Genomic DNA, 26,313 nt, shown 5'->3' on the forward strand with positions numbered 1-26,313 from the left:
GGGACCTTTCCGATAGCGAGGGTGTGTCAGCTCTTGACGGCGCCGGTGAGCACGCCCTTGGTGAAGTACTTCTGGAGGAAGGGGTAGACGAGCAGGATCGGTACGGTCGCGATCACCAGCACCGCCATCTGGATCGTCTGCGGCGCGCTCACCGTGCCCTCACCCGTCGTCGTGTCCGTCAGCCCGGTCCCCGCGATCACGTACGTCCGCAGGACCTGCTGCAACGGCCAGTGGTCGCTCTCCAGATACAGCGACGCGTAGAACCACGAGTTCCAGTAGGCGACCGCGTAGAACAGCCCGACCACCGCCAGCGCCGCCTTGGACAGAGGCAGGACGACGGACCACAGCACCCGCAGATCACCGGCCCCGTCCAGCCGCGCCGCCTCGTACAGCTCCTCCGGGACACCCTGGAAGAAGCCGCGCAGGACGACCAGGTTGAACACGTTCACCAGCACCGGCAGCACCAGCGACGCGTAACCGTCCAGCAGACCGAGCTGCTTGACGAGGAGATAGTTGGGGATCATGCCCGGCGGGAACAGGAACGTGAACAGGATCAGCAGCAGCACCGGACGCCCCCCGAACACCCCGGGCCGCGACAGCGCGTACGCGAGCGTCACCGTGCAGGCCAGGCTCAGCAGCGTCCCGGCCAGCGTCACCCCGGCGCTCACCCCGAGCGCGTGCGTGACGATCCCGCCGTCGAGGATGTCCCGGTACGCCTTCAGCGTCGGCTCCTGCGGCCACAGCACCCAGCCGCCGTTCGCCACCACCTCCCGCTGCGAGGCCAGCGACGTCGACAGGATCACCAGGAACGGCACGCACACCAGCAGCACCACCGCCGTCAGCGCGACCGCCTTCCCCGCCTGCGTGAGCGGCTTCGGCTTCTCCATCCACGCGGGCCTCACCGGTACACCCCCTGCTCGCCGAGCCGGTGCGCGGCCTTGTTCGCCGCGTACACCAGCAGCGCCCCGACGACGCCCTTGAACAGCCCGGCCGCCGCCGCGAACCCGTAGTCGCCGCCGACGATGCCCTGGTAGTAGACGAACGTGTCGATGACCTCGGCGGCCTGCGGACCCACCGCGTCCCGCTGGAGCAGCATCTGCTCGAAACCGACGGACAGGATGTCGCCCAGCCTGAGGATCAGCAGCAGGACCAGCACCGGCCGGATCGCCGGCAGCGTCACGTGCCAGAACCGCCGCCAGGGCCCCGCGCCGTCGATCGCGGCGGCCTCGTACCGCTGCTCGTCGACCTGCGCCAGCGCGGCCAGGAAGATGATCGTCCCCCAGCCCGCGTCCTTCCAGATCACCTGCGCGACCACCAGCGGCTTGAACGCGTCCGGGTTCCCGACGATGTCGACCGTGTGCAGCCCGGCGTCGTTCAGGTACCCGTTGACCATTCCCGTGTCGCCCAGCACCTGCTGGAACAGCGCGACGACGATCACCCACGAGATGAAGTGCGGCAGATACGCCACCGACTGCACGAACCGCCGCACCGACGACCGCGTCAGACTGTGCAGCAGCAGCGCGAGCCCGAGCGGCACCGGGAAGAAGAACACCAGCTGGAGCAGCGCGATCCACACCGTGTTCGCCACCGCGTCCCAGAACGCCGCGTCCTCGAACATCCGCCGGAAGTTGTCCACCCCGGTCCACGGACTGCCCCACAGCCCGTCGAACGGCACGTACTCCTTGAACGCGATCACGTTCCCGACGAGCGCCCCGTAGTGGAACACCAGGAAGTACCCGAGTCCCGGAAGCATCAGCAGGAACAGCGTCCGGCTGCGCCGTCCCTGAAAACCTTTTCGCTCGCCCAGCCTGCCCGGCCGATCGCGGCGGACACCTCTGACCGCCGTCTTCCCGGGGCCCTCACGTAACTGCACCGCCACGGAGCCTCCTCGGCTCGGGGTTGGGAGTGAGGGGAAGTTAAAACGTTTTCAGAGCCGGGTCAACGCCTGTGACAGGACCCGCAGGTGAGCACGGCCGGCGAGGGCGCCATTGACGGCCCCGATCACGTGTCCTACAAGTCTGTGAACCGGAACATCGCGCTTCACGGCAGCAACTGCCGTACCGGGAGGTCCACTTGTACCGTCAAGTGCTCGACCCGCTGGCCGGATCGCTGTACTGGTCCGCCCTCCTCGCCGCCCTGCCCCTGCTGACCCTCTTCGCGCTGCTCGGCTTCTTCCGCGTCCGCGCCCAGTACGCGGCGCTCACCGCCCTCGCCCTCGCGCTGCTCCTGGCGGTCGCGGTGTGGGGGATGCCCGCAGGGCAAGCCCTGTCGGGCGCGGTCGAGGGCGGCTTCTACGGGCTGTTCCCCGTGCTGTGGATTCTCGTCAACGCCCTCTGGATCTACCGGATGACCGAGGTCACCGGCTGGTTCGCGGTCCTGCGCCGGTCCTTCCGCACGGTCTCCGACGACCAGCGCGTCCAGGGCATCCTGATTGCGTTCTGCTTCGGCGCGCTCATCGAGGCCCTCGCCGGATTCGGCGCGCCCGTCGCCATCACCGCCGTGATGCTGGTCGCCGTCGGCATCGCCCCGCTCAAGGCGGCCACGGTCGCCCTGGTCGCCAACACCGCTCCGGTCGCCTTCGGCAGCATGGCCGTCCCGCTCACCACCCTCGCCGGGGTGACCGGGCTGCCCCTGGACGACCTCGGCGCGATGGCGGGCCGCCAGACACCGCTGATCGCCGTGTTCGTCCCCCTCGTCCTCGTGTTCCTCCTCGACGGCCGGCGCGGCGTACGCGAGACGTGGCCCGTCGCCGTCGTCGCCGGGGTCACCTTCGGGCTCGCCCAGTTCGCCGCCGCGAACTACATCAGCGTCGAGGTCACGGACATCGTCGCCGGCGTCGTCGCGCTGCTGTCGGTCCTCGGGTTCCTGCGGGTGTGGCAGCCGGCGCTGGTGACGGTCGGCGGGGGGATCGACACGTACTCGGACGCGGAGATGTACGGGGGCGAGGGCTCGGGCACGGGCGGCGGCGCGGGCGAGGGGGGTGGCTCGGGCGGGGGGTCGCGTTCGGGTGCGGGGTCGGGTTCCGGCGGGGCTACGGGGTCCGGCGCACGCGGCGAGTCGGTGCCGGGCCCGGTCACCCGCACCGGCTCCCGTACCGGCTCCGGCACCGGCTCCCGCTCCGACTCCAGCTCCCGCTCCGGTCACGGTGTCGGCTCCAGCCCCGGTCACGGTGTCGGCCTTGGCCCCGACGTCGGCCCCGGTCGAGGCTCCGATGCGGAAGACCCCGTCAAGAGCAGCGCCCTCATGGCCTTCGCGCCCTACCTGATCATCGTGGCCCTCTTCGCGCTCACCCAGCTCGGCCCCGTCAAGGAGTGGCTGGCCGTGCACGGGGTCGTCACGTTCTCCTGGCCCGGCCTCGACGTCCTGACGCCCACCGGTCAGCAGGCGGGCGCCGTCACCTTCAAACTCGAACACCTCAAGGCCGCCGGCACGATCCTCCTCCTCGCCGGCCTCCTCACGACGGCCCTCTACCGCCTGCGCCCCGGCCCCGCGCTCAAGGCGTACGCCGCGACGCTCCACCAACTGCGCTGGACCGTCGTCACCGTCACCTCCGTCCTCGCCCTGGCCTGGGTGATGAACCTCTCCGGGCAGACCGCGACCCTCGGCACGGCACTCGCCCAGACCGGCGCCGCGTTCGCGTTCTTCTCCCCGGTCGTCGGCTGGCTCGGCGTCGCCGTCACCGGCTCCGACACCTCCTCCAACTCCCTCTTCGGCGTCCTCCAGGTCACCGCCGCCCACGAGACCGGCCTCGACCCCGTCCTCCTCGCCGCCGCCAACTCCACCGGCGGCGTCCTCGGCAAGATGCTCTCCCCACAGAACCTCGCCGTCGCCGCCGCGTCCATCGGCATGGCCGGCAGCGAAAGCCTCATCTTCCGCAAGGTCCTCGGCTGGAGCCTCGGCCTCCTCCTCGGCTTCGCGGCGCTCGTCTACCTCCAGTCGACACCGGTCCTGGACTGGATGACGGTCTGACCGGCGAGACTTGAAGGGCCCGCCACCCGCACGTCAGCACCTCGTCAAGGTCCCCCCAACCCCTAACAGGACCTACTGAGGCTCCATCCGGCGGGCTCGGTGCCCGGTAGCCGCCGGCGGTGAGCACTCTCTTTTCTCTGGACACCGAGTCCTGTTGACAGATCGTGCCCCTGCCGGCCAGCCAGGAGTGAAATCGCTGATGGGATGTCGTGCCCGCCCGATCGCGGCGTGAGCACAGCCTTGGCTTGTTCTTCGTCTTCTGGCGTTCCCGGATGTGGCGCGGGCAGAGTGGGCGGCATGACAGAAAGTTCTGGCTCGGTCCCTTTGGGCGTTGATGACCGCCAGGCGGCGGAGCACGTCCTCGGTCGTCCGTTGAACCCGACATGGCCAGCGGGTGGGCTGATGTCGGGCAGCCGCGTCGCGGTCCTCCGCGCCCAGGACTGGGACGGTCCGTGGCAGGTCGAGTTCGCTGGAACGATCGATGCCATGCGTCGGCCGGTAGCGTCTGTCAGGTGACCGACGACGCCGTCATCTGGAACCAGTTCACTGTCTTGCTGCCAGAGGCCGAAGCCCGGGAAGTCAAAGACTGCTGGGACATCGGAGAGCAGGAGGCAGGGCTTGGCCTGCTTGTCTCCGGAATTGTCGGCCATCGGGTGCCGATCAGTGAGACGGCCAGGGCCCAGATCTCCGTACTCGCCGAGATCTGGGGCGAGCGGGAAACCCTCACACCCAAGATCCTTCAGTGTCGTGTCGAAGGCGCGCCAGGCCCCATGAAGTTGATCGATGGCGACGGGAGCCCCGTTCCCGAGGCAACTGCTGTGGGCGTACAGGACCTGGCCGGCCTCGTCTTCGTGCCTTGGATCACCTGCACGATATGCGGCCAGATCCTGATGCGCGTTCATGCCCGTGAAAGCTGGGGAGATCTTTCCCACCTGGCGCGGTACTACGTCATCACGACGCCGGACCGGGCTACCGTCCTGCGGCTTTTCCCTGCCGCCTCCGCCGGCGCGTCCTTCGCTCTCCTCCAGTACGCGTGTCCAGCAGCACCATAAGAAACGGTGTCCCATCAGGTCGCCGGCTGTCCAAGGCTCGGCTGCCAGAAGGCGTCGCGGGCATCGAGCGATTGCACAGGATGATCGGTGCCGAGCTGGAGAGGACAACAGGGCCGAGGTGGTGATCGGGATCGAGACCGACCGGGCCTCATGGGCGCAGGCGCTGATCGTTGCGGCTGCACGGTTTACGTGGTCAAACCCACTGCAAGCTTCCCGGTACCGGGAACGCTCGGCGGTCTCGGGGGCCAAGTGTGACGCGGCCGACGCGTACATGCTCGCCGACGTGGTGCGCACCGACTCCCACCAGTTGCGCCCTTCACTGCCGACGCGGAAGCAGTCAAGGTGGTAACGCGCACCCATAGGACCTTGATCTGGGGGCGGACCCACACCACGCAGCGGCTGCGGCACGCCCTGCTGGACTACTTCCCCGCCGCCTTGGAGGCGTTCGAGGACCTGGACGCCCCCGACGCCCTGGAATTGCTGGCCAAAGCACCTGACCCGGCAGTCGCAGCCAAGCTGACGGCCGCACAGATCAGTGCAGTCCTCAAGCGCGCCCGTCGGCGCAACAGGCCGTACTGCGGCGCCAAGCACCTGGGCCACCGCCGCTGTGACGGCTGCCTACTCCGACTCGGTACGCGCTCTTGCCGCGCTGCTGGCCACCGTGAACGGGCAGGTCAACTTTCTACGCGGGCAGGTCGAGGACTACTTCCGTCGGTACCCCAACGCTTAGATCATCGGCTCCCAGCTCGGGCTGGGCTCGATACTCAGCGCCTCCGGTGGAAAGAAGGTCGTGACCGCCCGGCACGTCCGAAGCGACCGACTCATCGACGCCTTGATCGCTCAGGCATTCTCCGCACTGAGGATCTCCGCCGGTGCCAGGGCCCACCGCGAGAAACAACGAGCCCGCAGCATCGAATTCAATTCCGCCCTGCGTCAACTCGCCGCGTGACACTACAGCTCGGGCAACCGGTCAACGGATGTAGGAGACCGCTGCTCTTCCAGCCAGTAGAGGTAGATCCGCAGGTCAGCTGCCAGGCCATCGGCGATGTAGAGCTCGAAGTCGCGGACGGCGGCGGCGATGCCCTGGCCTGACCAGGCATCGCCCTCATCCCATTTGCTCCGCTGTCCGGACAGGTACTGCACGACTTGGCTGCGGTCACGCCACCACTCTCGAACCGTTTCCGGTGTCCATCGCGAGTCGCCGTCACAGCCGTATCCGAGGAACGGGTCGTTGTCCGCCGCCTCGACCAGCCGGGCCGTGTCCGCAAGCGTTCTGGGCTGACGGTAGACGTACTCGCTGAGGTACTCGCCTCCGTAGAGGACGTGGGCGGGCGCCGAGAGCCGTCCCGTCCAGCAGGTGTCGGTCTCCCCGCCGTAGAAGGGCCCGGGGACGTTGAGCCACAGTCGGTCTTCCCAACGGCCCTCAAAGACATTGCGGTCGTTGCCGAGGACGGCCACCGGGTCGAAGTAGAGCTCCATCCGCCGAGACTAGAGCATTCGTTCGAGCTGAACGGCATATGCCTCCGGGAACTGTCTGGTCTCCGAGGGCTCACGTACTCGCCGTTCGACTCGTCGGCTCATGGGATGTCTGTCAACGTTCCGTCAGGATGGACCGTAATGCCGGGGGAGCGGGCATAACGTCGACGACGAGCCCCGGTCCCGCCTCCCCGCGACCGGGGCGCCCCGAGCACCCCTCACGGAGGCCACTCATGACGGAAGCCCTGTACGGAGACGACCCCGAACCCTCCGATCCGTCCCCGGCCGGACCCCTGTACGTCCCCGTCCGGCCGGGCCCCTCGGGCTGTACGGCCCGCCTCTTCCGCACGCCCCTCGGCACCCGCACGGCCGTCGGCTTCACCTCCGCCCGCCGCCTCACGGCGACCCTCGGCCCGCACCAGCCCTGGCTGCGCCTCGCCGAACCCGCCCTGCGCGCCCTCGCCCTCCCGCTGGGCGTCACCGCCGTCACCGTCGACCCCCAGTTCACCGCCCCACCGCCCGCCGGACGCCCTCAGCGCACCACCCTCAGCCCCCGCAGCCGGTTGAGCGCCGCCGCGATCTCGTGACGCCGGGGCACCGCGAAGTCGTCGTCGTGGACGCCGCGCAGCGCCGCCACCGGATCGGCCCCGGCGAAGTCCGCGTCGAGCAGGTCGAGGGCCTCCGCCAGGGTCCGGTCCCGCGTCAGATGGCCGTGCCGCACGAGGAGTTCGAGCGCCAGCCCCACCCCGGTGACGTGCGAGGCGTCCGCGAGGGGCTCGACGCCCCGCAGATCGATGTCGTGCTCACCGAAGACGAGATAGTCCGTACCCCGCGCCCGCACCCGGCTGCGCCCCTTGACCGTCGAGTCCACCGACGCCGGGTCGATCCGGCGGGCGACCACCCCCGGGAAGGAGTCCGCCTCCGCCCGCCGCCCCGTCGGCACCGCGGCGATCTCCCGGGCCCGCTCCGTCACGTCGTACGGACGGTAGGCGTCCATCAGCACCACCCGGTCGGCGACTTCGAGATAGTCCCCGCTGCCGCCCATCACCAGCACCGTCGACACCCCGTGGTCCCGGTGCAGCGAACGCACCGAGTCCACCAGCGGCGTCAACGGCTCCCGCTCCTTCGCCACCAGCGCCTGCATCCGCGCGTCCCGGATCATCAGGTTCGTCGCCGCGGTGTCCTCGTCGATGAGCAGCAGCCGCGCCCCGCTCTCCACCGCCTCGCACAGGGACGCCGCCTGGGACGTCGACCCGGACGCGTTCGGCGTCGAGAAGTCCGCCGTGTCCGCCCCGCCCGGCAGATGGCTGACGAACGCGTGCACGTCCACCCGCTCCACCGGACGACCGTCCTCCGCCCGGATCTTCACCGTGTCCGGCAATGAGACGGCCCGCTCCCGGCCGTCCCCCGGAACGTGGTCCCACACCCCCGTCTCCAGCGCCCGCAGCAGCGTCGACTTCCCGTGGAAACCACCCCCCACGATCAACGTCACCCCCTCGGGCACCCCCATCCCGGTGACCGTCCCCGCATGCGGCAGCTCGACGCTCACCCGCAGCTCCTCGGGCGACCGGAACGCCACCACCCCCGCACCCTCCGCGGGCCGGTCGTCCGCCCCGCTGCGCCTCGCCGGCAGCGACCCGTCCGCGACGAACCCGACCAGCCCCAGCCCCGGCAGAGCCGCCCGCAACGCCGCCGAGTCCTCCACCGCCGCCACGAACTCCCGCACCCGCCCCGCCTCCAGCGCCGCCAGACACAACGCCCGCTCCGCGACCCCCGGCAGCACCTGACACAGCAGCCGCCGCGCCTCCCGCCCGTCGACCCGGCGATGCGGCCCCGGCAACGCCACCCCGAGCCGCAACGTCACCGACCCGTCCCGCGCGTCCACCGTGCACGAATTCCGGTCCAGCACCTCCTGCCCGCCTGCGTCGAGCTGCACGGCCCGCTCCGCCGCCACCTCCCGCGCCGCCCGCCGCACGAGATACCCGGCCAGCGCCCGCCGCCGCACCGGCGAGTCCCACAACTCCCTCGGGAACCCGGCCCGTTCACCCGGCATCCGGACGGCGACCCGCGCGGGCGGCGCGTACGGGTCCGCCTGCCCCCGCACGATCTCCACCGACACACCCCCGGGCAGCTCCCACCGCCCGGTCAGCCCCCGGTAGCGGCTGTAGGACGCCCCGTCGAGCTGCTCCAGCTCCCGGTCCAGGCCCTGACGGACACCGCCCGTCCGCTCCGGCGCTCCCGTGGACCGACGGGCACGGCCCGTGTGTTCCGACGCTCCGGTGGGTCGCCCTTGACGGCGCATGAGCTGCTCACTTCCTCGCTGCGGGTTCGGCTCCGGCAGCTCCCGCCCGGGCCCTCACCGGCACACCGGCCGGTGCTTCGGCTCCGGGAGGGAGACCGTCGGATCGTACTGGGAGGAGATCTGGAAGACGCCCGCCTGCCGTGCCGTGAGCCGCGTGAACTCGCCGTCCTCGCTCAGACAGGCCCCGTTGTCGGCCCGCAGCCAAGGGGACCAGGCGATCCGCACGGTCACCGACGCCGCCTTCGGCAGATACACCACGAGATACGCGTCCGAGTCCGGCGCCCGCACGGCCTCCGCCGGGGCGGACACCAGCGGCACCGCGTCCCGCACCCGGTACAGCCGCCAGTGCGCGTCGCTCCACACCGGCTCCAGCCAGCTCAGCCCGCCCCGGATCAGCGCCGCCTCCGCGACCCCCGAGTGATCGGGCTCCGCGTCGGAGACGGCGACGAGACCGACCGCCCACGTGTCCAGCCAGGCCCGGTACGCGGCCGGGGTCAGCGTGCCCTCGTAGAAGATCCGGCCGCGCTCGACGTCGAGCTGGGTGTTCCAGCCGCGCGCCAGGTTCACGTGCGGTGCGAGGACGGCGGCCTCACGGTGGTCGTGCGCCGGGACGACCTCCACCCGGCCTTGGTCCGCGTCGAACCGGTCCAGCGCCCCCAGCAGCCCCCGGGTGTCCGCGGCCCACGCCGGCACCTGGCTCGACCCCTTCACGAACGACACGGGCGTCCCCGACCCCACCCAGAACAACGACCCCGCCAACGCCAGCACGAGCCCGCCGCGCCGCAGCCGCTCCCAAGGCAGCCGCGCCAAGGGGAGCCGAAGGACAGACAGCCGGTCCAGCCGCCCCCGATCACCCGGCAGCCGCTCCGGCGGCCGGGACGACACCAGCGCCGCCACCAGCACGGCCGGCGCGAACAGCAGCGCGAACCGCTCCACGTTGCTGCCGATCGGCGTCGGCAGCAGGAACGACAGCACGACCCCCAGCACGTACACCAGCGCCCCGAGCCTGACGACCCGCCACCCCCGCCCACGCGGCGCGCACACCGCCACCGTGAGCCCGAGACCGGCCGGCCACCACACCCGGCCCACCGCCATCGGCTCCTCCCCGTCGAACGGGAACAGCAGCGTCGTCACCCCCACGACCAGGAACGGCGGAACCATGAGCACGGCGGCCCGCCACCAGTCCCGCAGCAGGCCGTACGCCGCACCGGCGACCACCACGAACAGCCCCGCCACCGGACTGCCCGCCGTCGCGAGCAACGCGTACCCGGCGGCCGGGACCAGCCGCCGCTCACCCACCAGCACCACACACGCGGCGAGCGCGAAGGCCACCCCCAGCGCGAACGTCACCCGCCCCGCCGCCACGTTCACCCACAGCCCGAACGCCGCCGTCAGCGCGGGCGCCAGCGGGCGCCGGACCCCCGACCGCACGAACAGCACGGCCGCCAGCCAGCTCGCGGCCAGCCCGGACACCACGGCGACCGTCCGCACGCCGAGGAAACCCATCAGATACGGCGACAGCAGGCTGTAGTTCGCCGTGTGTAGCCCGCCGAACCAGAACAGCCCGTACGCCGAGTCGCCGTGCTCGGCCGCGAATCGCGCCCACGCCTCCTGCGCCGCGAGGTCACCGCCGCCGTTCGCCCGGAACACCGCCCACACCAGGTACAGGGGCAGCATCGAAGCCGTCGCCAGCAGCGGCACCCGCCACCGGCGGGCGGCCCCCGACCATCTCCGCCGCGCCGAGGGGGCGGCCCGGTCGGAGCGGGCGACTGCGTCGAGGGCAACGGTCATGAGAGGCACGATTCCTGGAGGGGGGGACGTTTCCTGGACAGGGACGGTCGACGACGGCGGGACCCGCCCTGCGAGACCACTTCCGTCACACACCACCCTCCCGCCCCGCACCCCCGCCCCACATCGGCCGAACGGCCGGACATCACGCCCCGACCCACCCCAGAATCGGCCGTTCGGCCGAGGCGCACCCCCGCCTCCCCATGCTCACCACCCCCTCACCCTCACCCTCGCCCCGCACTCACCGCCACTTCGCCCCCTCGCCCTCCCAGCTCACACCCCCGACCCCCACCTCACACCCCACCTCACACCCCACCTCACACCCCATCACTCCGCCCCTCGATCGCCCGCACCACCGCCACCATGTCCTCCCCGCCGAACCCCAGCTCCACCGTCTCCCCGAACAACGCGTGACACACATCGAGCAACGGCGAAGCCACCCCCGCCTTCCGCGCCGCCTCCGCGATCAGCCGGTTGTTCTTCAGCACGTCCACCACCCCCGCCTGCACCCCGAACTCCCGCTCCACCAGCTTCGGCGCCTTCACCCGCGACACCGCGCTCGCCATCGGCCCTGCGTCCAGCACGTTCCGCAGCAGCCCCAGGTCCACCCCCTGCCGCTCGGCGAAGTGGAACGCCTCGGTCAGCCCCGTGACCAGCGTGATCAGGAACAGGTTCACCGAGAACTTCATGAGCAGCGCCCCCGGCACGGCCCCGCACACGAACACCTCACGGCACACCGGCGCCAGCAACGGCCGCAGCGCCGCGACGGCGTCGTCGTCCCCGGCCAGCATCCCCACCAACTGACCCTGCTCCGCCGGTACGCGCGACCCCGAGACCGGCGCCTCGACGTACCGCCCGCCCGCCGCCCGGACGTCGTCCTGGAGAGCGGTCGAGTACTCGGCCGAGGTCGTGCCCATGTGGACGACGACACGTCCCGCGACCCGCGCCGCGAACTCCGGCGTCCCCCGGCCCAGCACGGAGTCCATGGCACCCTCGTCGGCGAGCATCAGGACGACCGTCCCCGTCCGCGCGAAGACCTCGGCCGCGCTCGCGGCGACCTCGGCCCCGGCCGCACGCAGCGCCTCGCACGGCTCCGGCGAACGGTTCCACACGACCAACGGCGTCCCGGCCCGCGCGAGATTCAACGCCATCGGCCGACCCATGACGCCGAGACCGACGAAACCCACGTACGACATGCCGCACCACCACTCTCCCGGGACTATGACCGCTGTCATAGTAGCCCGCGCTATGACAGCGGTCATAGACTGGCCGCGGTACACGAGAGGGAGGCCCGGAGTGACGGAACGCGGACCACGCGAACGGATGGTCTTCAGCGCCGCCCAGCTCATCCGGCGCGACGGAGTCGCCACCACCGGCATGCGGGACGTCGCCGCCCACGCGGACGCACCCCGAGGCTCCCTCCAGCATTACTTCCCCGGCGGCAAGGAGCAACTGGTCAACGAGGCCGTCCGCTGGGCGGGCCGGTACGCCGGCAACCGCGTCCCCCGCTTCCTGGACGCCCTCCCCGCACCGACCCCCGGCGGCCTTTTCGCCGAGATGGTCCGCCAGTGGACCGCCGAGTACACGACGTCCGGATACGCGGGCGGCTGCCCCGTCGCCGCCGCCACGGTCGACTGCGCCGAATCCACCGCCTCCACCCGGGAAGCCGCCGTCGGCGCGTTCACCACCTGGACCGAGGCCGTCGCCGAGGCCCTCACCGGCATGGGCGTGCCGCCCGACCGCTCCACCTCCCTGGCCACCCTCATGATCAGCAGCATCGAGGGCGCCCTCCTCATCGCCCGCGCCGAACAGAGCACCCGGGCCCTCGACACCGCCGTCCGGGAACTGACCCCCCTGCTCGACGCCGCGGTCGACCGGGACGCCCTCAGCCGCCCGGCCTGACCGGCGCACTCCCGCGCCCCTGACCCCGGCCGCTCAACTCGGCGTCCAGCGTCTCCTGCGCCACTCGCATCCCCTCCGCGTACACCGGTTCCCCGAGCCGCCGCCACATCTCGTCCTCCGGCACGTCCTCAACATGTGCCACCACCCACCACACGTTCCCGAACGGGTCCCTGACCCGCCCACCCCGCTGCCCGAACGCGCTGTCCATCACCTGCGTGACCACCCGGCCCCCGGCGGCGACGGCCCGCGCGACCGCGTCGTCCGCGTCCGCCACGAACACCCGCAGCAGCGCCGGCATCACCGGCCACTCCTCCCGCCGGTCGAACGCCAGCACCACCGTGTCCCCGACCCGCACCTCCCCGTGCCCCACGGCCCCGTCCTCGGTCGTCACCCGGGCGAGCTCCTCACCCCCGAACACGTCCACCACGAAGTCCAGAAACCCGCCCGTGTCGTCCGTGACGACCCAAGGCGCGACCGTGGTGTAGCCGGCAGGCTGCTTCGACATGGGAACCCTTCCGCAGAGGAACAGAGGAATCATCTGTCTCCGACAGTAGGACCGATGTAGGACGAAAACGGTCCTAGAGGCCCGCCGAGAGCCGACAGGACGGCTCCCACGGACACACCCCCCTCAGGCGCGTCACGCCCCTCAGCTCCCTGACACGCGTCACACCCCTCAGACCCCGAACACCCCACCGACCCGCCGCACGACCTCCTCCTCCGTCATCCCCACCTCCACCCGCACAGTGTCCAGCCCCAGTTCCCCGGTCTCCCGCGTCAACCGCTCGACGAACAACGCGTCCCGCTCCGCGAGATTCCGCGCGGCCCGCTCCGGATCACCGGTCCGCCCCACGAACCCGTCCCCGGGCGCCGCCCGCCCCTCGATGGCCGCCTTCCGGAAGCCGGGCGTCGGAAGCAGCCAGACGGCATGACCGGGAGCGTCGAGCAGTGGCCGCACCAGACGGGGCAGCAGCCGAAACCCCTCCACCACCACACACCGGTCCCGAGGCAACCGCAGCAGATCCTCGACGATCAGCCCGAACCCCTCACCCCGGAACCAGTGAAACGTCTCGGCCATGACACGCGGCGACCGCCCCACCCACCGCTCGTCCATGTCCATCGCGAGGAACTCGCGCAGGAACGGCGCGTCCCGAGGAGTGGTCCGGCGCGCATGCTCCTCCATCACGTCGTCCGTGACATACAGCCGCCACCCCCGCCGCGCGGCAATCCTCCGGGCAACCGTCGACTTCCCCGCCCCCGGCCCCCCACCGACCCAGTACACATGCCCCAACCGCCCCACGCCCTCCATCCCCGTCAATCCCCCTGCGCCCAAGCCGCCACCGGCAGCGACAGATACACCCCGAACTCCCGCAACCCCGTCGCCTCCGCCACGGCCTCGTACAACCCGTCCACCCGCTCCTGACGATCCACCGCCCGGCTCTCGAACCACTTCGACCGCACCTCGATCACCACATCCAGCCCACTCCGATCGAACGGCCCGAGCACCCGGAACCTCAACTCCACGTCCCCAGGCCGAAGATCCCCGTCATACGGCTCCTCAGGACACTCCACAGCCACGGACACCAGATGCGGCAACACATCCCCGAGCTCACGCAGAACCTCCGGTGCGACATGGGGCGCGTAAGTGATCTCCACGAGCGGCATCGCCCCACCCTATCCAGCACCGTCCACGTACAGGCAGAACGGATGCCCCGCCGGATCGAGCAGCACCCGCACACCGTCCTGAGGCTGGAACTCGCTCTCCCGGGCCCCGAGTTCGACCGCGTGAGCGACGGCGACGGCGAGATCGGTGACCTCGAAGTCGAGATGGGCCGTCATCCGCTGGGCACCCTCCCGCGCGGGCCAGACCGGAGGGACGTACCCCTCGGCGCGCTGGAACCCGAGATACGCGACCCCCTCGGCGGGCGCGACAGCCGCCCCGTCCACATCCGCCTTCACGATCTCCCACCCGAGCAACTCCGCGTAGAAGCACGCCAGTTCACCGGGATCGGGTGCCTCCAGCACCACGCCCCACCAGTCGTGCCGCGACAGCCGGGCCGCACCAGGATCAGATTCGGGACGCCCCCGCACCAGACGCCCCCGCCCCGGCCGTCAGCCCCCCGCCCGCGCCAAGTCATACTCCCGCCGAGCCCGCTCCACCCGCTCGCGCCGCTCGTCGGTCCACAGCGCGAGCGCCCGGATCTGGACGGCGGCCTCGCGCCCGAGATCGGTGAGGGAGTACTCGACGTGCGGCGGGACGACGGGCTTCACGTCGCGGTGGACCAGCCCGTCCCGCTCCAGGCTCTGAAGGGTCTGCCCGAGCATCTTCTCGGTGACCTGCCCGACGGACTCCGTGGCGCCGATGGCCCGCCGCAACTCCGCGAACCGGTAGGTGCGTTCCAGGAGCCGGATCAGGACGACGACGCCCCAGCGGCTGGTGACGTGCTCCATGGTCAGACGCTGCGGGCACAACGCCCCGGATCGGCTCGCCACCCCGGCACTGACGGTCATGCCAGTACCGTACTTCAAAGTACGTACTCACGCAGAGTGACGAAAACTCCTAGGGTCGAGGACACACCCAACCCCCCTGCCGCAAGGAGCCGTCATGAGTTACGTCGTCACCGGAGCCTCCGGGAACCTCGGCCGTCTGGTCGTCGAGGGCCTGCTGGAGAGGGTCCCGGCCGACCGGATCACCGCCGTCGTACGGAGCGAGGAGAAGGCCGCCCCCTTCACCGCCCGGGGCATACGGACCGCGTTCGCCGACTACAACGCCCCGGACACGTACGCGAACCTGTTCGCGCCCGGCGACAAGGTGCTCCTGATCTCCAGCGGCGAGATGACGGCGGACCGCGCCGCCCAGCACAAGGTCGTCATCGACGCCGCGCGGGCCGCCGGCGTCGCCCTCCTCGCCTACACCAGCGCGACCGGCGGCCACGACGCCCCCCTCACCGAGGCCCACCGCGCCACGGAGAAGACCCTCGCCGCCTCGGGCGTCCCGCACACCGTGCTGCGCAACAACTGGTACAGCGAGATCTTCGCCGACGGCCTCGACCGGATCATCGCCCACGGCACCCTGGTCCGCGCCGCCGGCGACGGCCGTATCGCCTCCGCGACCCGCGCCGACTACGCCGCGGGCGCCGTCACCGTCCTCACCGGCGAGGGCCACGAGGGCCGTACGTACGAACTCGGCGGCGACCACGCCTGGACGTTCACGGAGTTCGCCGCCGCACTCTCCCGCCTCTGCGGCAAGGAGATCGCCTACCACCGGGTGACCCCCGAGGCGTACGCCGACGTCCTCACCGGCGCGGGCGTGCCCGCCCTCTACGCGACGATCCTCGCCGACGCGGACGCCTCCTTCTCCCGCGGCGAACTCGCCGCCGTTACCGGCGACCTGTCCCGCCTGACGGGCCGTCCGACGACACCGATCGCGGACACGATCGCCGCAGCCCTCAAGTGACCACCGAGCCCTGAGCCAATCCACGGCCGGCCGCCGTACGGCACCCCCCAGGTCCGTCCGGCGGCCGAAGTCGCTTGAGCCTCCTCCCCGCCTCCGCGATGATCACCGCCCATGGAGTTCTTCTGCTACCACCGTGACCGCACCGGCTCCCTGCCCCTGCGCAGGGAACTCGCCGAATCCCACTGGTCGTACATGGACCGCTACACGGCCGAACTGATCGCCCGCGGCCCCACTTTCGCCGCCGACGGCGAGACCCCCACCGGCAGCGTCCACATCGTCGGCCTCCCCGATCCGGCCGCCGCCCGCGCGTTCGCCCACGACGAGCCCAACCATCAGGCCGGCGTCTACCGGGACGTCCTCCTGCGCCGCTGGCGCAACCTCCTCGGACGCACCATGTGGGACTTCCCCGGCGGCCCGACCGGCGATGACCGTTACCTGGTCCTCGGCCTGGGCCCCGTCCCGTCCACTGTCCTCACCCTCCCCGGTACCACCGACGACCTCATCGCCTTCGGCCCCCTCCTCTCCGACGACGGTACCCGATGGCTCGGCACGACGGCCCTGGTACGCGCCCCCGACCCGCACACGGCCCGCACGGTCCTCGGCCCCCACGCCGAGACGGAGGTCCACGCCTGGGAGTTCGGCGGCCGACGCTGACCCCACCGGCCTCCGCCCTCCGCCCATCGGCCTCCGCTCCTGCGAAGCACCACCACACGTACGACGCCGAGCCGCGCCGCCCGCGCGAACAGCCCTGAACCCCGCCGCTCACCCACCCCCCTTCTCCGGACTCCGCGCCCCCGACCACCGCGCCCATCCCCACACCCCCGCGGCGATCACCCCGAGCACGACCGTCGCCGCCCCCGACGCCCCCAGTACTCCCCGAGGCCCGAGCGTCGCCGTGAGCGGCCCGCCCAGTGCCGTCCCCACCGGCGCCGCCGTCAGCAGCGCCGCCCCGCGGGCTGCCAGCACGGTCGTCAGCCAGGCGGCCGGTGTACGTTCCTGGAACAGCGTGAACGACAAGGCGGTGAACGGCCCGTAGATCACCCCGCCCACCGCGAAGCACACCAGCGACACCCCGGCCGGCGCCCCGAACCCGAACGGCACGAGCAGCAGCCCCCACCCCACGACGATCCCCAGCGTCACTGGCCAGAGCGGCAGCCGCCTCAACGCCCCCGCCGCCAGTGCCCCCAGCACGGCCCCCACCCCGAACACCGTCCAGTAGAGTCCGAGGAGTTGCGCGCCCGATCCGAGGTCTTCGGTCACGTGCAGCGGCAGCGCGACCTCGACGGGCCCGTACAGAAAGTTGAACATCCACGTCAGCACCAGCACCCCGAGCAGCTCGGGCTGGCCCCGCAGGAGCCTGAGCCCGTCCATGGACCGCCCGGCGTCCGCCGGCGCCTCGGTCACCCCGCCGGCCTCACCGATCCGCCCCACCTGCACGGCGAGCACGGCGAACGACAGCGCGTCCGCCCCGATCAGCCAGGCGGGCCCCACCACCGCCACCAGGAACCCGGCGACCGCGGGCCCGAGGATGATCGAGACGGACACGCTCGAACTGAGCAACGCGTTGGCCGCGAGCCTTCGTTCGGCCGGCAGCAGCTGCGCGACCAGCGAGTACCTCCCGGCCCCGCCCCACGCGTGCAGCACGGACGACCCCGCGAGCAGCACCACGTACAGCACCGGATGCAGCACCCCCAGCGCCCACGCCACCGGCACGCACCCCAGCATCGCCGCCCGCAGCCAGCTGTCCACCGCCAGCAGCCGCTTCGGCGCGAGCCGCCGCAGCCACCGCCCGAACACCAGCGCCCCCACGGCCCCCGGGAGGGCGTAGGCGGCCACCGCCGCGCCCACCACGAACCCCGCCTGCCCGTCCGGCGCGATCAGCACGGCCAGCCACGCCACCGCGACGACACTCATCCCGTCCCCGAGGTCCGACACCGCGAGCGCGGGCAGCAGCCGCCTGAACTCGCCGTGCCGGAACAGGGGTTGATAGGAGCGCGGGACGAGCCGGGCGGGGGAGAGGAGAGTCACCCGCCCACGTTAGCCACATGATCCGCACGGCGTCCCGCACTCTCCTCGGCACCTCTTCCGAGGACGGCGCCGCCCGGATGCCGCTCGGATGCCGCCCTGACGCCTCCCGGCGCGCACCCCCGCCCCGCAATCCGCTTGCACACGCCCACCTACGAAGCGATCGTGGCCGCGTGGATCATGAACTCGTCGAAGCCGCCGCCCACCTCGCCCGCACCCGCTGCCACGGTGACCGCCACACCATGGCGGCGGCCGGCCGCGCCCCCGACGGCCGGATCGTCACCGCGCTGAACGCCTGCCACTTCACGGGCGGCCCCTGCGCCGAACTCGTCCTCATCGGCACGGCCGCCGCCCAGGGCGTCTACGACCTGCGGACGATCGTCGCCGTCGGGGACCGCGACCGGGGAGTCGTCCCGCCCTGCGGACGCTGCCGGCAGGTCCTCCTCGACTACTTCCCGACGGTCGAGGTCATCGTGGGGGAGCGGGCCGTACCCGTCGCCGACCTGCTCCCCGAGAGCTACGTCTGGGCCGACCACCAGTAGCTCACCGCGTGCTGTACCCGGTCTCCATGAGCCGGCGCAGCGTCGGCAGCGCGTCGTCGTCGACCGGGGCGCCGCCAGTCCAGGCGAGCAGGAGGGCGGCGAGGAAGAGGTCGCGGCCGTGGACCGCCGGCCGTGCCGTCCCGCCCTGCTGCGCGGTGGCGAGGAACTCGTCCGTGATGCCGATCAGTTCCTGACAGGACATGGCGAGCGGGGAGTCGTCGCAGTTCAGGGCGGCGAGGACGGGCGCGGGCAGCCCGGTGAACGTGCTGAGGTAGCGCTCCAGGGCCAGCAGCCACCGCCGCAGCCCCTCGTCGGGATCGCCGACGGCACGCAACTCCTCGCGTTCGGCGAGGAGTTCGCCCGCCGGGGTCTCCAGCGCCGCCGCGAGCAGCGCCTCCCGGGTCGGGAAGTGCCGGTAGAGCGTCGCCGGCCCGACCCCGGCCTCCTTCGCGACGGCCTCCAGTGAGGTCCCCGCCCCGCGCTCGGTGAAGTGACGCAGCGCCGTGTCGAGGATGCGGGCGCGGTTGCGCGCGGCATCGGTACGCGGCTTGCGGCACGTCGTCGGGGTGGTGTCCATGGCGCGTTCCTGTTCCTGTCGTGCGGGTCGGGACCAGTGAACCAGAGCCGTAACCGGACGCTGTCTCCGTTTGGTGTGATAGAAAACGGACTGTGCCTCCGGATATCTGTCCGGGCCGCGACGAACGGAGTACGCCATGCCCCGCACCCTCGGACTCATCGGCAGCGGAAACATCGGAACCGCCCTCGCCCGCCTGGCCGTTGCCGCCGGAGTCGACGTCGTCCTCAGCAACTCCCGGGGCCCCGAGACCCTCGCCGGCCTCGTCGCCGAACTCGGCGACCGGGCCCGTGCCGCGACTCCCGCCGAAGCCGCCCGCGCCGGCGACCTGGTCGTCGCGACCGTCCCCCTGCACGCCTACGACAAGCTCCCCGTCGACGCCCTCGCCGGGAAGACGGTCCTCGACACCCTGAACTACTACCCCCAGCGCGACGGCCGGATCGCCGAGCTCGACACGAACGACCTGACCAGCAGCGCCCTCCTCCAGCGCCTCCTGCCCGCCTCCCGCGTCGTCAAGGTGTTCAACAACATCGGCGCCCACCAGCTCTTCACCCTCGCCCGCCCCGCCGGCGCCCCCGACCGCAGTGCCCTGCCCGTCGCCGGTGACGGCCCGGATGCCAAGAAGGCCACCGCCGGACTCCTCGACGTCCTCGGCTGGGACACCGTCGACACCGGCACCCTCACCGACAGCTGGCGCAGCGAGCCGGAGACCCCGGTCTACGTCAAGCCGTACGCCGGCGAGTCCCCGGCCGGCCTCTCCCCGGCGGACTGGTTCCGCTGGGCCCTGGAGACCCCCGGCGTCACCGTCCCCGCGGCACGTGTCCGTGAGCTCGTCGACGCCGCCGTACGCGGCCCGGCGGGCGGCGTCGTCCCCGCCGGCTTCGACTCCCCCGAAAAGGCGTAGAACTCCGCGGGGGCCCGTGCTTCGATGCCGCGGTGACCACCGACACCACGCCGACGATCCGCCCCCGCACCCCCGAGGACCTTCCCGCCTGCGCGGAAGCACTCGCGGCCGTCCACCGCCACGACGGCTACCCCCTCGACTGGCCCGCCGACCCCGGCGGCTGGCTGGCCCGGGCGTCCGGCCTCGGCGCCTGGGTGGTCGAACTGGACGGCCGCTTGGCGGGCCACGTCTCCCTCGCCCCCGGCGGCGACGGCGATCTGGCCCCCGCGCTCTGGCACACCCCCGCCACCGCCGTCGTCAGCCGCCTCTTCGTCACCCCGCAGGCCCGCGGCCACTGCCTCGGCACCCTCCTCCTCGACCGTGCCGCCGCGGAGTCCCGCCGCCTGCGCCTCCACCCCCTCCTGGACGTCCTCACCACCGACACCGCCGCCACAGCCCTGTACGAGCACCTCGGCTGGGCCCGCCTCGCCACCACCGAACAGCACTGGGGCCCGTCCCGGACGGTGACGATCCACAGCTACGCCGCACCGAACCCGCCCGAGGAGCCGTTTCACGCCTTCGAATGAACCGGGCCCCGCCGCGCCCGTCCGCGTGTCCCGGACATCACCGCAGGCCCATAGCACAACACCCCCGGAACCGGACGGGTCATCCGCCCTGTCGCCCCCGGCGTCCTGGCCTCGCCGCAGCGATCCCCCTTCGCTCGTGAACAGCGTTCCCCGGAGGTCACCCCCATGCCCGGCCCGCACACGATGACAGCCCTCGTCCTCGGACACCGCGACGTAGCCCTGGAACCCCGCCCGGTCCCCCTCCCCGGCCCCAACGAGGCCGTGATCCGCACGACGGCGTCGATGATGTGCCGCTCCGACGTCCACCTCTTCGACGGCGTCGTGCCCGTACCGCTCGGCCGCGTCCTCGGCCACGAGAGCGTCGGCCGCGTCCACCGGCTCGGCGCCGCTGTCACCGGGTTCCGGGAGGGGGAACGGGTCGCCGTCAGTGCCGTCACCCCGTGCGGGCAGTGCTCGTTCTGCCAGACCAGGGCGCCCCAGCAGTGCGGCGGGGGAGTGGGCGGCTGGAAGTTCACCGCCCAGCAGGACGGTTCGCTCGCCGAGTATTTCACCGTTCCCGACGCCCGCTACAACCTGGCCCGCATCCCCGGCACGGTCAGCGACGAACAGGCCCTGTACGCCACCGACTCCCTCAGCACCGGCCTCGCCGCGGCCGAACAGGCCGCCGTCCCGCCCGGCGGAACCGTCGCGGTCCTCGCCCAGGGCGCCGTCGGCCTCTGCACGACCATCGGCGCCCGGCTCCTCGGCGCCGGCCTGATCGTGACCACCGCGACCCGCCCCGAACAGGCCCGCCTCTCCAGGCTGTTCGGCGCCGACCACGTCCTCGACCCCCGCGCCGGGGACGTCGTCGACGCCGTCCGCGCCCTCGTCGGCCCGCACGGCGTCGACAGCGCCGTCGAGGCCCTCGGCACGCACGAGACGTTCGAGCAGTGCGTACGGATCACGAAGGCGTCCGGCACCGTCGTCAACGCGGGCCACCACGGCTGGAAGAGCACCGGTCCGCTCCCCATCCCCCTGGTCTCCTTCGGTTTCGGCCTGGGCGGCAAGACCATCCGTTCCGTCCTGCCGCCGGGCGGCGCCGAACGCCTGGAACGCATCTTCCGCCTCCTTGAGGGCGGCCGGATCGACCCCACCCCCATGACGAGCCACCGCTTCCCCTTCGCCGAGGCCGACAAGGCGTTCCGTATGCTCGCCGACCGCCGAGGCGGCGTCCTCAAACCCCTCCTGACCTACTGACACCCCGGGATTCCCCCATGCCCGTCACCGCCGGAGTGCTCGGCTGCGGCCACTCCCTCCCCGCCCAGACCCGCCGGAACGACGACCCCGTGTACGACGCCCTCGACACGCGGCGCAACGCGCAGGGCGTCATCGAGTCCGCCGTCTTCCGCGGCCTCGACCGGCGCCGCTTCCTCGCCCCCGGCGAACGCATCGAGACCCACATGGTCACTGCCGCCCGCGAGGCCCTCACCCGCGCGGGAACCGGCGAGGACGACATCGAACGGCTCTACGGCTACGTCACCGTCCCCGAGTACGCCACCCCCAACGGCCTGTTCCAGGTGCACCACCTGCTCGGCCTGCCGGGCGACGCGATGGTCGTCCCCGTCAACGGCGAGTACAGCAACTTCCTCCTCGGCCTCGTGCACGCCGCCGAGGCGGTCGAGGCCGGCCGCGCCGGCACCAGCCTGGTCGTCGTCGGCGCCAACTGGACCCGCCACAGCGACTACACCCAGGGCTACTCGGTCAGCATCAGCGACGCCGCCGGAGCCGCCGTCGTCGGCCCCTCCGACCGCTTCGTCCTCGTCGACCACGCCTTCCGCACCCTCAGCAGCCAGTACCACGGCCTCACCCTCAGACACCGGTTCCTGACCCTCAACGGCCTGACCTTCCTGCCGGTGAACCCCGACACCGGGCTGCCGTCGATGGTGTACGACATGACCCGGACCGGCAACGAGGACCTCCTCGGCGTCGTCAAGGACGGACTCCCCGTCCTGGTGAACGCCCTCCTGGACCGCAACGGCGTGAAGGGCGGCCAGGTCAGCCTCATCACCCACCAGGGCTCCCGCCTCCTGATGGACCACTGGTCCGACCGCATCGGCCCCGCCGTCCACCTCGACACCCTCGCCGAGTACGGCAACATGACCCTCGCGACCTACCCGGTCAACCTCTCCCACCACTTCACCACCGTCGACACCGAGTACGTCGTGATCGCCGCCGTCGGCTGCGGCCTCCACGTCACGGCGGTCCTGCTCCGGGTCTGACGCGCTCAAGGCGACGACGCCGGCCCGTTCCACAGCCCACCCCCGCCGCCGTACCCCTCGCACCCGGCGATGCCCGCCGCGCCGCCCCCGGACGGTCAGCGGATCGTGCCGCAGCTTCCGGGTGAGTCGGCGAGGACTGTCGGGTTCTGCGGTCCGGTGAGGACATCCCAGAACACGACCACGGCCCGGCTCCCGGGAGCCGCTGCGAGGGCGTCCCCATGACGCGACGGCCGCCGCGTCGGCGCCGGAGACGAAGGAGATCCCGACGAGGGTCGTCACGACGACGGAGGCCGGAGTCGCCGCCGGAAACCCCTGGAGCAGCCCGAGCAGGCAGCTCTCCGGGTTCGTCGCGCCCGCGAGTTCTCCCTGTTCGCGCAGCTACATGGCGGACCCGCCGAACACCGCGAACCACAGCAGGCTGACCGTGTTCGGCACCAGGGCGACCCCGCCGACGAACTGACGGATCGTCCGGCCGTGGCTGAGCCGCGCGATGAACATGCCGACGGCCCGCCGTTTGCGGCAGATCCCCGAGACAGGCGCCGACGGAGGCCGGTATCAGGTCGGGGACGAAGACCGTCGGCCCGGCGACGACCACGAGCAGCGCGAGCACCATGTTGACGTCGGACGGCCGCTGGATGCCCTGACGGTCGACGGCGGGGTGTGGAGTTCCGGCTGCTCGCCCGCCGTACCCGGTGCGAACGCCACGAGCCCCGTCGCCGTCAGAACGGACGTCCAGCCCGCCCGGCAGATCCCCCGACACCTGCTCCAGTGTCCCGGTGGCACGGCCCCACCATCCCTCTCATCCCTTGCGCGCCGCGTATTTCGGGGTAGGCAAAGGTATTTCACCGGGCAGCCCGTCTCGGTGCAGCTCTCGGAGCGGTGAGCGCCTCATGCGGGGAGCCCGTAATGTTCCGGGCGGCTGGAGCTGCCGTTTCGCCGGGATCGGGACCGACGAGGAGGTTGCCGTCGCAGGCCGGGGGGCAGGCGGCGACCCGGAGGCCGGCATCGTGTCCGTCACTCCCGGATGCAGCGGGTGACGCCGGGCGGCCGGCAGGAGCGGGCCCACCGTAGCCCTCACCATCCCGGACCGGCAGGCCGGATCACTCTTCCGGTGACCGGCGGACACCAGATCCGGCCACGTCGCCGAAGGCCCGGCCCCGGGCGCCGGAAGCGCCGTACGCGGCACCTTCCTTCCACCACCCACCGGGACTGCGGCCGTACGGCGGCCCTCCGCACCCTGTACCCCCTCCGCGCGGAATGTCCTGATCCCGGCCCCGGACCCCGGTGATTGTCAGTGGTACCGGCGAGGGTGCCGTCCGCAGAGCACGTCCGTGTCGCGCTGTAGGAGTCCGGTGCCGTCGAGACCGTCACGCAATCCCCCGTTCGGGGCACGTGCGAACCCCCGTCCCCTCGACGGGTGAATCGAACGGCCCGCGACCCGGACGGTACTTGCCGAGCCCGGCCGCGCTCGAACTCACGCTCGACATGTCGCCCGGAACTCCCCGTATCGCCCCCGTGATCAGGGACGTTGTCCGGTTGCTCTGCCCCCACCCCCCTCACCGAGGAGAAGCCATGCGTCCCGTCCGCCTGCTCACCGCCCTGCATCCCGCGTTCGAAAATCCCCCTGTCCAGTCGGCGCGGGCCACCGCCTTCCGCCGCCCGGTCGACGCCCGCCGCACCCTGTTCGCCTCCGCGTCACGCCCGTCGTCGAGGTGGGGCGCATGACCGGGACCACCCCCACTGCCGCGCTCGCCTGGGCCGCCGCCGCCCTCGGCGCCCGCCCGGCGGCCGAGGACGTCTCCCACCCGAGGGAGACCTCCCGCGTCTGGAGCCTCACCCTCCCCACCGGAACCCGCTTCTACCTGAAGATCTCCGCACGCCCGGTGGCGTACGAGCGGGAGACGCTCGCCCTGCGCCACGCGGCCCCGGCCCTCGGCACCGGCCGTGCCCCGCGCCTGCGCGCGTCGAACGCCCAGCACCTGGCCCTCCTCCTGACTGCGGTCCCCGGCCACCCGGTGAAACGGCAGACCCTGACCCCCGCGGAGGAGGCCCGCGCCCACCGTCAGGCCGGCACGCTCCTGTCCCGTTTCCACCACGCCGGCGACCTCTCCGCGGCCCGCCGCAAGGAAGCCGCGCAGGCCCTGAGGTCGACCGCCGACGGGGCCGGCAACCACCTGCACGACGCCTGCCTGACGGTCCCGGAACGCAGACTCGTACGCGGTCTCACGGCCCGCCTGCGCGCCCTGCCTCCCCTCCCGCTGGCGTTCGTCCACGGCGACGCGGGGGACCGCAACCTCCTGTGGTCGCCGGCCCATCGCCGGGCCGGCTGGATCGACTTCGCACGCTCCCGGTTCGCGACCGCCGTACAGGACTTCGTCCTCCTGGCGTGCACGACCTGGACGGACCGTCCGGACCTGCGCGCCGCGTTCCTGGAGGGGTACGGCCGCGACCTCACTCCCGAGGAGAAACAGGCGCTGGCCTGCCTCGCGGCCCTGGACGCGGTGAACTGCCTGGCCCGTGGCCCGGCGCTGGGGGACGCCGCTGTGACGGCCCGGGGCCGCCGTACCCTGGACCGGCTCATGGCGGGGGTGTTCGCGTGACGACGGCCCCGGTTCCCCCGGCCCGTACGGGAGTTCCCCGCCCGTCGGCCCCGTCGGCCCCGTCGGCCCCGTCGGCCCCGCCGGAACTCGGCTGCAACGGCCGCCGGCACCGCCACGCCATGGACGAGGCGACCCTGTGGGACATGGCCCGCCGCATCCCGGCGGCCCTCCGCCGGACGGCCCGCCTGGCCTGGACGTCCGCCCGCCGGATGGTCACCGCGATCGTCGTCTGCCGGTTCCTGTCCGGTGTCGCGACGGCCGTGATGCTCGGCGCGGTCGCGAGGGTCCTGCCGCACCTGACGGCCCCCGGCCCCCGCGTCGGCCTGTCACGCGCGGCCTGGGCGCTGACCGTGGCCGTGGCGGCGATGGCGGCCGGCGCGGCGCTGTGGATCGTCGCGGACTGGTCGATCCGCCGCCTCAACCCGAAGACCGCCTCGGCGGCGGCCCTGACCCTGGTCGGCCTCCACATGCGGCGGAACTGTCGGCGTACGACACGGAGGGCTTCCAGGACCGCGGCCGGGCCGCCGAGATCGGCGCCCTGCGCGCCGTCGACCTCGCCGGCGACGCCAGGACCCTGACCAGCGCACTCGTCCAACTCGCCGCGGCGGCAACGGTCCTGACGTCACTGCACCCCTTTCTGCTGGGGGTGCTGCTGCTGTCGGTCGTCCCGCGCGGACTGGGCGGCGTGATCGCGGCCCGCATCGACTGCCGCGTCCACGGCCGGACGCTCTCGGCGCGCAGCGTCCGGGGCATGATGCGCTGGTGGCTGACGACGGCAGATCTCGTGGTGGTTTGTCGGGGCGGGTCGGCTGTTCGTGCCGGGTGGTGTGTGGTGTGTTCTTGTCGGGGTGGGCTGGGGGGTGGGGTTCGTGTCGGTGGTGCCGGGCGGTCTGGTGTCAGG

General features: G+C 72.2%; 28 protein-coding genes and 1 pseudogene. 15 read left to right on the top strand and 14 right to left on the bottom strand.

All coding sequences use genetic code 11. The features are described 5' to 3' along the window. Positions 1–26: 26 nt before the first annotated feature. Positions 27–887 carry a carbohydrate ABC transporter permease gene (locus tag ABZX85_RS49315; RefSeq protein ID WP_355884965.1) on the bottom strand — a complete coding sequence of 287 codons (861 nt, stop codon included), beginning with the start codon at positions 885–887 and terminating at the stop codon, positions 27–29. An 11-nt stretch (positions 888–898) separates the two neighbouring features. Beyond that, positions 899–1,753, bottom strand: coding sequence for an ABC transporter permease subunit (locus tag ABZX85_RS49320; protein ID WP_355884966.1), 855 nt, complete (start codon positions 1,751–1,753; stop codon positions 899–901). Positions 1,754–2,073: 320 nt separating this feature from the next. Here ABZX85_RS49320 and ABZX85_RS49325 point away from each other — a divergent pair, with 320 nt between their 5' ends. The 3 genes from ABZX85_RS49325 (at position 2,074) to ABZX85_RS49335 (ending at position 5,370) form a co-directional block, all read left to right on the top strand. Further along, the gene (locus ABZX85_RS49325) at positions 2,074–3,969 is read left to right on the top strand and encodes an L-lactate permease (protein ID WP_355884967.1); all 1,896 of its coding nucleotides are present in this window, start codon (positions 2,074–2,076) and stop codon (positions 3,967–3,969) included. A 512-nt stretch (positions 3,970–4,481) separates the two neighbouring features. Next, positions 4,482–5,021: a hypothetical protein gene (locus tag ABZX85_RS49330; protein WP_355884993.1), complete on the top strand. Its 540-nt coding sequence runs from the start codon at positions 4,482–4,484 to the stop codon at positions 5,019–5,021. Between the two features lie 70 nt (positions 5,022–5,091). Beyond that, positions 5,092–5,370 carry a transposase gene (locus ABZX85_RS49335; RefSeq protein ID WP_355884991.1) on the top strand — a complete coding sequence of 93 codons (279 nt, stop codon included), beginning with the start codon at positions 5,092–5,094 and terminating at the stop codon, positions 5,368–5,370. A gap of 602 nt (positions 5,371–5,972) precedes the next feature. Here ABZX85_RS49335 and ABZX85_RS49340 read toward each other — a convergent pair. Beyond that, the gene (locus ABZX85_RS49340) at positions 5,973–6,500 is read right to left on the bottom strand and encodes a ferredoxin (protein ID WP_355884968.1); all 528 of its coding nucleotides are present in this window, start codon (positions 6,498–6,500) and stop codon (positions 5,973–5,975) included. A gap of 230 nt (positions 6,501–6,730) precedes the next feature. On the opposite strand from ABZX85_RS49340, the gene ABZX85_RS49345 reads away from it, so the two are divergent. Continuing rightward, on the top strand, positions 6,731–7,084 hold the full coding sequence (locus ABZX85_RS49345; RefSeq protein ID WP_355884969.1) for an SAV_915 family protein: 354 nt from the start codon (positions 6,731–6,733) through the stop codon (positions 7,082–7,084). On the opposite strand, the gene ABZX85_RS49350 is transcribed toward ABZX85_RS49345, so the two are convergent. The 3 genes from ABZX85_RS49350 to ABZX85_RS49360 all read right to left on the bottom strand — a co-directional run bounded on the left by ABZX85_RS49350 (position 7,030) and on the right by ABZX85_RS49360 (position 11,783). Beyond that, a complete protein-coding gene (locus ABZX85_RS49350) occupies positions 7,030–8,799 on the bottom strand; it encodes an ABC-ATPase domain-containing protein (RefSeq protein ID WP_355884970.1) in 1,770 nt (589 codons plus the stop codon). The genes ABZX85_RS49345 and ABZX85_RS49350 overlap by 55 nt on opposite strands. A gap of 54 nt (positions 8,800–8,853) precedes the next feature. Then, positions 8,854–10,590, bottom strand: a complete 1,737-nt coding sequence (locus tag ABZX85_RS49355) for a hypothetical protein (RefSeq protein ID WP_355884971.1) — start codon at positions 10,588–10,590, stop codon at positions 8,854–8,856. A gap of 314 nt (positions 10,591–10,904) precedes the next feature. Then, the gene (locus ABZX85_RS49360; protein WP_355884972.1) at positions 10,905–11,783 is read right to left on the bottom strand and encodes an NAD(P)-dependent oxidoreductase; all 879 of its coding nucleotides are present in this window, start codon (positions 11,781–11,783) and stop codon (positions 10,905–10,907) included. 127 nt (positions 11,784–11,910) lie between these two features. Here ABZX85_RS49360 and ABZX85_RS49365 point away from each other — a divergent pair, with 127 nt between their 5' ends. Beyond that, positions 11,911–12,489, top strand: coding sequence for a helix-turn-helix domain-containing protein (locus ABZX85_RS49365; RefSeq protein ID WP_355884992.1), 579 nt, complete (start codon positions 11,911–11,913; stop codon positions 12,487–12,489). Here ABZX85_RS49365 and ABZX85_RS49370 read toward each other — a convergent pair. The 5 genes from ABZX85_RS49370 to ABZX85_RS49390 form a co-directional block, all read right to left on the bottom strand. Continuing rightward, positions 12,473–12,994: a VOC family protein gene (locus ABZX85_RS49370; RefSeq protein ID WP_355884973.1), complete on the bottom strand. Its 522-nt coding sequence runs from the start codon at positions 12,992–12,994 to the stop codon at positions 12,473–12,475. The two genes, ABZX85_RS49365 and ABZX85_RS49370, sit on opposite strands and share 17 nt — an antisense overlap. 168 nt (positions 12,995–13,162) lie before the next feature. After that, on the bottom strand, positions 13,163–13,669 hold the full coding sequence (locus ABZX85_RS49375) for a hypothetical protein (RefSeq protein WP_355884974.1): 507 nt from the start codon (positions 13,667–13,669) through the stop codon (positions 13,163–13,165). 131 nt (positions 13,670–13,800) lie between these two features. Further along, a complete protein-coding gene (locus ABZX85_RS49380) occupies positions 13,801–14,151 on the bottom strand; it encodes a hypothetical protein (RefSeq protein WP_355884975.1) in 351 nt (116 codons plus the stop codon). A gap of 9 nt (positions 14,152–14,160) precedes the next feature. Next, positions 14,161–14,511, bottom strand: a complete 351-nt coding sequence (locus ABZX85_RS49385) for a VOC family protein (RefSeq protein ID WP_355884976.1) — start codon at positions 14,509–14,511, stop codon at positions 14,161–14,163. 87 nt (positions 14,512–14,598) lie between these two features. After that, a complete protein-coding gene (locus ABZX85_RS49390) occupies positions 14,599–14,997 on the bottom strand; it encodes a helix-turn-helix domain-containing protein (RefSeq protein ID WP_355884977.1) in 399 nt (132 codons plus the stop codon). Between the two features lie 94 nt (positions 14,998–15,091). On the opposite strand from ABZX85_RS49390, the gene ABZX85_RS49395 reads away from it, so the two are divergent. Both ABZX85_RS49395 and ABZX85_RS49400 read left to right on the top strand, forming a co-directional pair. Continuing rightward, positions 15,092–15,943, top strand: coding sequence for an SDR family oxidoreductase (locus ABZX85_RS49395; protein ID WP_355884978.1), 852 nt, complete (start codon positions 15,092–15,094; stop codon positions 15,941–15,943). Between the two features lie 111 nt (positions 15,944–16,054). Then, positions 16,055–16,597 (top strand): YciI family protein, encoded by a 543-nt coding sequence (locus ABZX85_RS49400; protein WP_355884979.1) that lies wholly within the window; start codon positions 16,055–16,057, stop codon positions 16,595–16,597. A gap of 108 nt (positions 16,598–16,705) precedes the next feature. Here the strand turns inward: ABZX85_RS49400 and ABZX85_RS49405 are convergent, their stop codons facing one another. Further along, positions 16,706–17,971 (bottom strand): MFS transporter, encoded by a 1,266-nt coding sequence (locus ABZX85_RS49405; RefSeq protein ID WP_355884980.1) that lies wholly within the window; start codon positions 17,969–17,971, stop codon positions 16,706–16,708. A 170-nt stretch (positions 17,972–18,141) separates the two neighbouring features. Here ABZX85_RS49405 and ABZX85_RS49410 point away from each other — a divergent pair, with 170 nt between their 5' ends. Beyond that, complete coding sequence (locus tag ABZX85_RS49410) at positions 18,142–18,510, top strand: cytidine deaminase (protein WP_355884981.1); 369 nt, start codon at positions 18,142–18,144, stop codon at positions 18,508–18,510. 1 nt (position 18,511) lies between these two features. Here ABZX85_RS49410 and ABZX85_RS49415 read toward each other — a convergent pair whose 3' ends face one another. Then, positions 18,512–19,087, bottom strand: coding sequence for a TetR/AcrR family transcriptional regulator (locus ABZX85_RS49415; protein ID WP_355884982.1), 576 nt, complete (start codon positions 19,085–19,087; stop codon positions 18,512–18,514). Between the two features lie 136 nt (positions 19,088–19,223). On the opposite strand from ABZX85_RS49415, the gene ABZX85_RS49420 reads away from it, so the two are divergent. The 4 genes from ABZX85_RS49420 (at position 19,224) to ABZX85_RS49435 (ending at position 22,812) form a co-directional block, all read left to right on the top strand. Then, positions 19,224–19,988, top strand: a complete 765-nt coding sequence (locus tag ABZX85_RS49420; protein ID WP_355884983.1) for an NAD(P)-binding domain-containing protein — start codon at positions 19,224–19,226, stop codon at positions 19,986–19,988. A 32-nt stretch (positions 19,989–20,020) separates the two neighbouring features. Next, positions 20,021–20,554: a GNAT family N-acetyltransferase gene (locus tag ABZX85_RS49425; RefSeq protein WP_355884984.1), complete on the top strand. Its 534-nt coding sequence runs from the start codon at positions 20,021–20,023 to the stop codon at positions 20,552–20,554. Positions 20,555–20,719: 165 nt separating this feature from the next. Next, a complete protein-coding gene (locus ABZX85_RS49430; protein WP_355884985.1) occupies positions 20,720–21,790 on the top strand; it encodes an alcohol dehydrogenase catalytic domain-containing protein in 1,071 nt (356 codons plus the stop codon). 17 nt (positions 21,791–21,807) lie between these two features. Continuing rightward, complete coding sequence (locus tag ABZX85_RS49435; protein WP_355884986.1) at positions 21,808–22,812, top strand: 3-oxoacyl-[acyl-carrier-protein] synthase III C-terminal domain-containing protein; 1,005 nt, start codon at positions 21,808–21,810, stop codon at positions 22,810–22,812. An 84-nt stretch (positions 22,813–22,896) separates the two neighbouring features. Here ABZX85_RS49435 and ABZX85_RS49440 read toward each other — a convergent pair. Further along, positions 22,897–23,455, bottom strand: a pseudogene (locus ABZX85_RS49440) (BCCT family transporter); the annotation flags it as partial. A 929-nt stretch (positions 23,456–24,384) separates the two neighbouring features. Here ABZX85_RS49440 and ABZX85_RS49445 point away from each other — a divergent pair. The 3 genes from ABZX85_RS49445 to ABZX85_RS49455 are packed head-to-tail and all read left to right on the top strand — an operon-like array spanning position 24,385 to position 25,990. Further along, positions 24,385–24,537 carry a hypothetical protein gene (locus ABZX85_RS49445; protein ID WP_355884987.1) on the top strand — a complete coding sequence of 51 codons (153 nt, stop codon included), beginning with the start codon at positions 24,385–24,387 and terminating at the stop codon, positions 24,535–24,537. Next, the gene (locus ABZX85_RS49450) at positions 24,534–25,412 is read left to right on the top strand and encodes an aminoglycoside phosphotransferase family protein (RefSeq protein WP_355884988.1); all 879 of its coding nucleotides are present in this window, start codon (positions 24,534–24,536) and stop codon (positions 25,410–25,412) included. Before ABZX85_RS49445 ends, ABZX85_RS49450 begins: the two co-directional genes overlap by 4 nt. Continuing rightward, a complete protein-coding gene (locus ABZX85_RS49455) occupies positions 25,409–25,990 on the top strand; it encodes a hypothetical protein (protein WP_355884989.1) in 582 nt (193 codons plus the stop codon). The genes ABZX85_RS49450 and ABZX85_RS49455 overlap by 4 nt, the downstream gene beginning before the upstream one ends. Positions 25,991–26,313 lie beyond the last annotated feature (323 nt).

Source organism: Streptomyces sp. NPDC004539 (assembly GCF_040610055.1).
GTDB lineage: Bacteria > Actinomycetota > Actinomycetes > Streptomycetales > Streptomycetaceae > Streptomyces.